An 8,616-nucleotide genomic window follows, 5' to 3' on the forward strand; every position below is an offset into this window, starting at 1 on the left:
GTTCGCATCGTCCGGCCAGCCGGTCCAGTGCTTCGTGGAGTACTCGGCGCCGTAGTTTCCGGCCGAGGTCGGGATCATGGGCGCCTGCTGCGCCATGATCTGCTCCAGCGTGTCGAGCGCGGTGGTGCGGGTGGCGTCGTCGGTGGCGTTCGCGTAGTCCTTGAGCGCCGCGGTCGCCTGCGGGCTGTTGAAGCGCCCGTAGTTGCCCGAGTTCGCCGCCTGGCCGACCGGCACCAGGTCCGCGCCGTCCATGATGTTCTCGTACATGTCGTACGGGGTGGATCCGCCGTTGCTCCAGTGCATCGCGGCCTGGAACTTGCCGCTGGCGATGTTGCTGAACCAGGCGTCGGTGTCGGCCTTGTCGATGGTGGCGGCGATGCCGATGGACTTGAGGTTGTCCGAGATGATCGACAGGTCGGTCTGGTAGTCGCTCCAGCCTGCCGGGTCGGTCAGCGCGAGGGTGACCGCCTTGCCGCTCGCGTCCATCAGGGTGCTGCCGTTGTAGGTGAAGCCGTGCGCGGTCAGCAGGGCCTTCGCGTCGGCGGCGGTCTTCTGGCCGTTGACGCCCTTGTACTGCGCGGAGACGAAGGTGTCGCCGGCGGGCGAGGGCAGTCCGGTGACGTTGTCGATCTCCGGCTTGAAGTAGCCTGATTCACCCTCGTTGAAGATGTCAGCCCGGTTGATCACCATGCCGACGGCCTGGCGCAGGTACTGGTTGTCCCACGGCTTGACCGTGGTGTTGAACCACAGGCCGTCCGCGCTCAGCGACGGCGGGAACCACAGCTTGTAGTGCGGGTCGCGGCCGGCGAAGACGGTCTTGGCGTCCGGAATGAAGACGTAGCTCCACTCGGTCGCGCCGGTCACCAGCGCCTGGGTCTCGGTGTCGTTGCCGGTGTAGGTGCTGTAGCGCAGCTCGCCGACCTTCGGCAACGCCTGCCAGTACCCGCTGCTGCGCACGTCGAGCGTGATGGTCTGCGGGGTGAAGGTCTTGAGCGCGTACGGGCCGGTGCCGACCGGGCTGGTGACGGTGTCCGTCGTCGGGTCCTTCATCGCCGACCAGATCTTCTTCGGCACGACGAAGGTGGACAGCACCTTGGCCTGGATCACGTACACGGACTGGGTGAAGGTGACGGTCACCTGGTTGCCCGAGACGCTGACGGTGTTGATCGGCAGCGCGTTGGAGTTCAGCGCCGTGTACTGCTTCAGGATCGAGAACGAGTAGGCCACGTCGTCGGGCGTCATCGCGGAGCCGTCGGAGAACTTGACCCCGTCGCGCACGGTGAAGGTGACCGACTTGTAGTCGGTGGAGAAGTTCCACGCGGTGGCCAGCCACGGGGTCGGCTTCGAGTTCGGGTCGGTCAGGTTGACCATCGCCAGCGGCTCGTAGATGACGTACCGGTAGCCCAGGTGCGAGGACGCCGAGGTGGCCAGGTAGGGGTTGTTGTTATCCTTTTCGGAGGCTCCGTCGGGCATGCTGATGTTCAGAACACCGGACGCGCTCGTTTTGCCGCCGTTCGATGTACCCGACGAATTGCCGCCGCACGCGGTCAGCGTGGCCAAGGCCATACTGCCCGCGAGGAAGGCGGTGATTGAGCGGTTCACACGCATGGGTCCTCATTTCGACGTGGCTTGTCACTGTGGAGTGCGGCTCGCCGTACGGATGGGGGCTGCCGCCTCGGCGCCTGGCACGCGCCGGAAGCGGTGTGTGACGGGTCGGGTGGGGGCGTTGGCGCGTCCCCGCCTGACTTGTCATGCGTTGCTGAGCGGAGCAGTGGATTCGAGCGTTCGGATCGGTCGTGCGGTTGTCGCGGTGCTGCGTGCGGTGTTGGTGGTCGTGCTGTGCGGGTGTATCAGCTTGCTGTGTAACGGGTCGTGCCGTGTTACGCGCTGTGCGCCGTGGTGGAGCCCCGGAGGACCAGCGTGGTGGGCAGGACGATCGGGTCGACGGTCAGCGGAGTTCCGTCGAAGTGGCCCATGAGCGCGCGGGCCGCGGTCTCGCCCATCTCGCGTAGCGGCTGGTGCACCGTGGTCAGCGGCGGGTCGGTGTACGAAGCCTGCGGTACGTCGTCGAAGCCGACGACGGCCACGTCCTTCGGCACGTGCAGTCCGGCCTCGCGCAGCGCCTGGATCGCTCCGGCCGCGGACAGGTCGTTGTGCGCGAACACCGCGTCGAACCCCGGGTCGGTCGCTTTCAACAGCCGGCCGGCCTTGAGCAGCCTGCTGATCTCGGCGTGTCCGCCCTCGAAGTTGAAGTCGCCGTCCACCACCCGCCAGGGCTCGAGCGGCAGCCCGGCCTCGGCGTAGACCTCGGCGAAACCGGCCAGCCGTTCCTGGGTGCAGCCCAGCTCCTCCGGGCCGCTGACCACGATCGGCCGGGTGCGGCCGATCGCCAGCAGGTGGCGCGCGGCCTCCTGCGCGCCGGCCCGGTTGGTCGTGCCCACCGAGGGGAACTCCGGCTGGTGGCCGCGGTCGTCGATGAGCACGACCGGCAGGCCGCCGCGGTGCAGTCCCGTGATGAACTCCAGGGTGCCCTCGGGCTCGATGACCAGCAGCCCGTCGAAAGACTTGGCAGAGGCCTGCGACGCGAAGCGCTGCAGCGAGTGCTCGCCCTTGCTGCAGCTGAACAGCAGCAGGCCGTAGCCCTCCTCCTCGACCGCGTCCGCGACGCCCTGCAGGACCTCGCCGATCCACGGCCAGCTGAGCGACGGGACCAGCATGCCCAGCACACGGGTGCGCCCGCGGGCCAGGCTTACCGCCCCGGCGCTCGGCACGTACCCGAGTTCCTGGATGACCCGGCGCACCCGCGCCGCGGTCGACGGGTCGAGTTCGCCCTTGCCGTTGAGCACCCGGGAGACCGTGGTCTTGCTGACGCCGGCGCGGGCGGCGACGTCGGCCATCGTGATCGGCACGGCGGTCACCTCCTCACCTCGTTGTCAGGGTTTTGAGCGCGCTCGACCTGCGCAATCGCGCTTCCGGACGGTCCGGGCCGAGCCCGGAACCGATTCCGGAACCGGTTCCGTGGCCTGTATGAAACAGGGCCGCGGCAATCCAGTCAAGACCCCGAACACTACGGCCAGGTAACGGTGTGCGGATTCGGCAACGTTTCCGGAAGCCGCGCCCGGCCCCTTGACAGCGGCCCGCGCGGACCGGGAACCTGCACGAGGGAGAGCGCTCTCCAACGGGCCGGGCGGGACCGGGAGGAAAGGGACGCGGATGCTGGGCGCGCAGGACGGCGACCGACTCGATGGGGAGGGCGCAGGAGACTCGGGAGATTCGGCCGAAGATCAGTCGGGGTACTCGGGAGAAGAGCACCCGGGGTACTGGGGCGAAGAAGGCTCTGACGGGAGTGGGCAGGGACTGGGGTCCGCGCCCCGACCCGCGCGCCATGACCCGGCTGTGAGCGATCTCAGCACCCAATTCGACGAGCGGATCGCCGCGCTGACCCTGGAACAGAAGATCAGACTGCTGTCAGGCGCGTCGGTGTTCCGCACCGCGGCCGAGCCCGCCGCAGGCTTGCGCGCGATGGTGGCCTCCGACGGGCCGATCGGCGTGCGCGGCGAGCGCTGGGACGAGCGGGACACCGCACTCGCGCTGCCCTCGGCGACCGCGATGGCCGCCACCTGGGACGAGGAGCTGGTGCAGCGGCTTGGCCGAGTACTCGCCGGCGAGGCGCGCCGCAAGGGCGTGCACCTGCTGCTCGCCCCCACCCTGAACCTGCACCGCTCCCCCGCAGGCGGCCGCCACTTCGAGTGCTTCTCCGAGGATCCGCTGCTCACCGGCCGGATCGGCGCGGCGTATATCAGGGGCGTGCAAAGCGGCGGAGTCTCCGCGACCGCGAAGCACTACGTGGCCAACGACAGCGAGACCGAGCGGCTCACCCTCGACGCGCGCCTGGACGAACGCACACTGCGCGAGGTGTACCTGGCGCCGTTCGAGGCGGCCGTGGCCGCGGGCGCGTGGACCGTGATGTCGGCGTACAACTCGGTCAACGGCACGACCATGTCCGAGAATCCGCTGCTCGCCGAGCCGTTGAAGGGAGAGTGGGGCTTCGACGGCATGGTCATCTCGGACTGGGGCGCGGTGCGCTCGACGGTCGACTCCGCCCTCGCGTCGCAGGATCTCGCGATGCCCGGTCCCAACGCACACTGGGGCGAGCCGCTGCTGGCCGCCGTGCGCGACGGACTGGTCCCGGAGTCGGCGATCGACGAGAAGCTGCGCCGGATCTTCCGGCTCGCGCAGCGGGTCGGCGCGCTCGATACCGCGGACCGCGCCACGCCCGACAGCACACGCGACTGCGACCCGTTGTCGGCTTCCGAGGCTCGTGCCCTGTTGCGCGACGCTGCCGCTCGTAGCAGTGTCCTGTTGCGCAACGAGGAGAACCTGCTGCCACTCGACCGTGCGGATCTGCGTAGCGTCGCCGTGATCGGCCCGAATGCCGCGACAGCGCGCATCCAGGGCGGCGGCAGCGCCAGCGTCTTCCCCGCGGCGACGGTCACGCCCCTCGACGGCATCCGTGCGGCCCTGGCCGATATCGCAAAGATCGAATACGCGGCCGGCGTGCACGTATCGGTTCGGCCGACTCCGCTCACGCCGCAGAATTCGATCGATCCGCTGACCGGCGAGCCCGGCGTCCGCGTCCGGTACCTGAATGCCGAGGGCGCCGAGGTGCACAGCGAGCGGCGGCTGAGCGGCCGGATCCTAGAGCCCTCGGTCGACGCCGCGTCGCTGGACGCCGAGTTCGTCGAGGTGAGCGCCCGTTTCCTACCCGACGTCGGCGGCACGTGGAAGGTCGGCGTGGTCGGCCTCGGCGAGGTCTCATTGAGCGCCGATGGCAGAGTGCTGATCGACGAACTCGTGCAGCCGGAATCGGACGACCCGACGTACGTGCACGTCTCGCCCTCCTTCCGCCAGGCGGCACTCGACACCCGGCCCGGCGCACCCGTCGAGCTGGTGGCACGCCGCCGCCTCTCCCCCACGACCGGGCTGGCGGTCGCGCTGACCGCCGATCCGCCGCGCCGCGACAGCGAGGACGAACTCGCGGCGGCCGTCGCGCTGGCGAAGTCCGCCGACGCGGCGATCGTGGTGGTCGGCACGACGGACGAGATCGAGAGCGAGGGCTTCGACCGCGCCGAGCTCGGGCTGCCCGGACGGCAGGACGAGCTGGTGGCGGCGGTCGCGGCGGTCAATCCGCGCACCGTCGTGCTGGTGAACTCGGGCGGGCCGGTGCTGCTGCCATGGCTGGAGGACGTGCCGGCGGTGCTGCTGACCTGGTTCCCGGGGCAGGAGGCCGGCGACGGCATCGCGGACGTGCTCTTCGGCGCCGCGGAGCCGACCGGCCGGCTGCCGACGACCTGGGGCGCGGCCGCGGCCGACGTGCCGATCCTGGACACGGCGCCGGTCGAGGGCGTGCTCGACTACGAAGAGGGCCTGCACATCGGCTACCGCGCGTGGCTACGTTCGCAGCGATCTGATGCTCAGAGTGCTGACGGGGTGCGGAATCCCCCGCTGTTCTGGTTCGGCCACGGGCTGGGCTACACCACGTGGCGTTACGAAGGCGTCTGCGTGCCGCGGAAAGTCGAGCACGGCCAGCCGTTCACCGTGCAGGTGACGGTGCGAAACAGCGGCCGCAGAACGGGCCGAGAGGTCGTTCAGGTGTATCTGAGCCGGGCGGAGAGCGCGCTCGACCGGCCCGTGCGCTGGCTGGCCGGATACGCACTCGTGGAGGCGCAGCCCGGCGAGGAGGTGACGGTGCCGGTGGCGATTGAGCCGAGGGCGCTGCAGCACTGGTCCGTTTCGGCGCGGTGCTGGGGTACCGAACCGGGTGAGTTCACCGTCCTGGCCGGAAACTCGGCCGGCAGCCTGCCTCTCGCGGCGACCATCGCCGTGGACTGAGACAGCGGACACAGCCAAAGACCGGGGCCGCCGGCCGCGATTACGCGACCGGCGGCCCGGTTCCATGCTGCCTTTACGAGTAGATCCCGAACTCGTACAACGAATAGCCGAACGTGGTCCCGCGCGCGGTGCCGTACAGGCGCACGTACCGTCCCGAGCCGCTGACGTCGAAGTCGTCGACTCCGCCGATGCCGGTCGTGGTCGAGTAGATCGTGGTCCAGTTCGCGGCGTCGTTCGAGGTCTGGATCTGGTAGGCCTGACCGTAGGCGTTCTCCCAGACCAGCTGGACGTGCTTGATCGTCGTCGTCTGGCCGAGGTCGACCTGGATCCACTGCGGGTCGCTCCAGTCAGTGGCCCAGCGGGTGGCGAGGTTCCCGTCGGTCGCGTTGCTCGGCGGGAAGGGTGCGCCGGTGCCCGTGCTCTGATACGAGGACGCGGTGGTCGGCTTGCCCCGCGCGACGTTCGTGCCGTTCACGGTCGGCGGCACGACCTTGAACGACGCGGTCTGGATGCCGACGTTGCCTTGGCCGTCGTACACGTACACGTTCACCTTCCACACTCCGATGGTGCGTGGAGCGGTGATGGTGAGTGTGCCGCTGTTCGCGGTGAAGGTCGCCCCGCGCAGAGCCGTACCGGAGTCGATGTATTTACTGCTCAGGTTCACTCCGTAGCGCAGTGGCGCGCCGATCGGGCTACTCGCGCTGACGTTGACTGTGAAGGTTCCTCCGGCGGGCACGGCCGAGGCGTTGTTCACGGTCATGCTCGCGATGACCGGGGCCTGATTCGCCGTGACCGTTCCGCCGTAGATGTTGCTGACGGTGTAGTAGGAGAGCCGCCGCCAGCCGCCGGTGACCAGGTTGAACCAGATGCCGCCGAAGTCGTTTTCGAGCCCGTAGTTGAACAGCGTAGCGCCGAGGGCGACACCCTTGGCTGCGGTGATGCAGTTCCAGGCGCTCGCGTATCCGGCCGCCGAGGCCTCGTCGGTGTCCTCCTGTGGCAGACCGTTGGCGTCGTTCGGCACCTCCCATTCGCCGGCCGGACCGGACTCGGTGACGATGTAAGGCTTCGTGTATCCGCCGCTGTTCCAGGCCGATTGAACATTGCACACGGCGCCGTAGGAGTTGACCGCGAGCAGGTCCAAGTCCGGCGTGTTCGCCTTGTAGTAGGGCCAAGCGCCGACCCAGGCGTCGGTCGAGGTGACCGGATGGTTCGGGTCAGCCGCGTGGATGGCCTGCACGACCTGCTCGACGTACTGGGCGTAGGCGTTGCGCTCGGCTTCGAGCTGGGTGCCCGAGTATGTGTTCTGCAACGTCAGCAGCACCTCGTTGCCGACGTCCCACATCAGCACCGCGCCGTTGTTCTTGTACTGGTTGACGTACTGGATGATCGTGTTGAGCGTGTTGGTCTTGTACGTCGTGTCGCTGACGTAATCCTGGCCCTGATTCAGCCAGAATCCGTTGATCACCTTGATGCCGCTGGTGTTCGCCGCGTCCAGCAACGGTTGTGTCGTGCCGTCGGTGCCCCAGGTACGCACCGTGTTCACGCCCATTGATGCGAGATCGGGAAGGTAGGTGCTCGCGGCCGCGGTCGGCGGGCCGTAGGTCACGCCCTTGATGTAGTACGGCGCGCCGTTGACCGACAGGCTCCAATTGCCTTGCGAGCCGATGACCTTCACGACGCTCGGGTTGCTCGCCGGAGCCGTCGGAGTGGTCAGCGGCGGGGGCGCAGTACCGGTCGCCTGCTGCACGGTCACGGACGCGATGCTCATCGTGCCGCCGGAAGAGGTCTGCACGTTCGGCGAGGTGCAGCCGCAGTCGGCGTTGGGGAAGGAGCCGCCCATCGCGAGGTCGAAGATGATGAAGAACCCGTGGTCCACCGCGGCCTGCCAGGTCGCGACTCCCACCTGCGATTCGCTGACCTGCCAGAACTGCTGGCCGTCGACGTACCAGCGGATCTGCTCGTCGGACTTGGTGCGGTCGATGATCTCCGAGTAGGTGTGGTACGAGGTCTGACAGCCTGCGCAGTAAATCAGGCCGCTGCCACGTCCGCTGAACTCGTTGCAGGCGCCGCCTGGAGCGACGCCGCAGTGCAGCGTGCCGGAGACCTGGCTGCGCGCGTTGACCGACTCCATGATGTCCGACTCGCCCACGGCCGGCCAGGTGCCGCCGGTCCGGTCGCCCGCGCCGAGCGTCCAGAACGCGGGCCAGTAGCCGATTGCGTTGACCGGGTTGGGCTGTTTGATCGAGGCGGAGATCTGCAGCATCCCGCCGGCCGGCGCGGCGAAGTCGCTGCGCTGCGACTCGATGCGGCCGGAGGTCCAGGCGCCGTTGTTGTTCAGGGCGGTGATGTTCAGGTGGCCGGCGCCGTCGAGGTAGACGTTGCCGGTCGAGTTCGACATGGTCTCGACCTCGCCGGTGCCCCAGTTCGCCGGGCCGCCGGGTGCGCTGGTGCCGGTGTCCTCGATCCAGTCGGTCGAGGGCGGAGCGGTGTTCGCGGCGCCGGACAGGTTGGCGCTCCAGACCGTCGACCAGGCCGGCTGCGAACCGGTCGGGCTCGGTGACGGCGACGGGCTACCGCCTCCGCCGCCGCTGCCGGCGAAGATTTCGAACTCCCACAGCGAGTAGCCGTAGCCGGTTGCCCGCGCTGTGCCGTACATCCGCACGTAGCGCCCGCTACCGCTCACACTCAACGTCTGCGTCCCGCCGGTGCCCGTCGTCGTCGAGT

General features: G+C 68.8%; 4 protein-coding genes. 1 reads left to right on the forward strand and 3 read right to left on the reverse strand.

The genetic code is table 11. The annotated features are described in order from the left end of the window. Both VFB40_RS16800 and VFB40_RS16805 read right to left on the reverse strand, forming a co-directional pair. Positions 1-1,608, reverse strand: a 1,608-nt coding sequence (locus VFB40_RS16800) for an ABC transporter substrate-binding protein (protein ID WP_324851676.1), incomplete at its 3' end; no start/stop codon positions are given. Positions 1,609-1,880: 272 nt separating this feature from the next. Beyond that, positions 1,881-2,909 (reverse strand): LacI family DNA-binding transcriptional regulator, encoded by a 1,029-nt coding sequence (locus VFB40_RS16805; RefSeq protein WP_324851678.1) that lies wholly within the window; start codon positions 2,907-2,909, stop codon positions 1,881-1,883. A gap of 487 nt (positions 2,910-3,396) precedes the next feature. Between VFB40_RS16805 and VFB40_RS16810 the strand changes: the two genes are divergently transcribed. Then, entirely contained in the window at positions 3,397-5,892 is a 2,496-nt protein-coding gene (locus VFB40_RS16810) for a glycoside hydrolase family 3 C-terminal domain-containing protein (protein ID WP_324851680.1), read from the forward strand. A 73-nt stretch (positions 5,893-5,965) separates the two neighbouring features. Here the strand turns inward: VFB40_RS16810 and VFB40_RS16815 are convergent. After that, positions 5,966-8,616: discoidin domain-containing protein (locus VFB40_RS16815; RefSeq protein ID WP_324851682.1), on the reverse strand; the 2,651-nt coding region annotated here is incomplete at its 5' end.

The organism is Actinocrinis sp., from assembly GCF_035650855.1.
In the GTDB taxonomy this organism is placed as follows: domain Bacteria; phylum Actinomycetota; class Actinomycetes; order Streptomycetales; family Catenulisporaceae; genus Actinocrinis.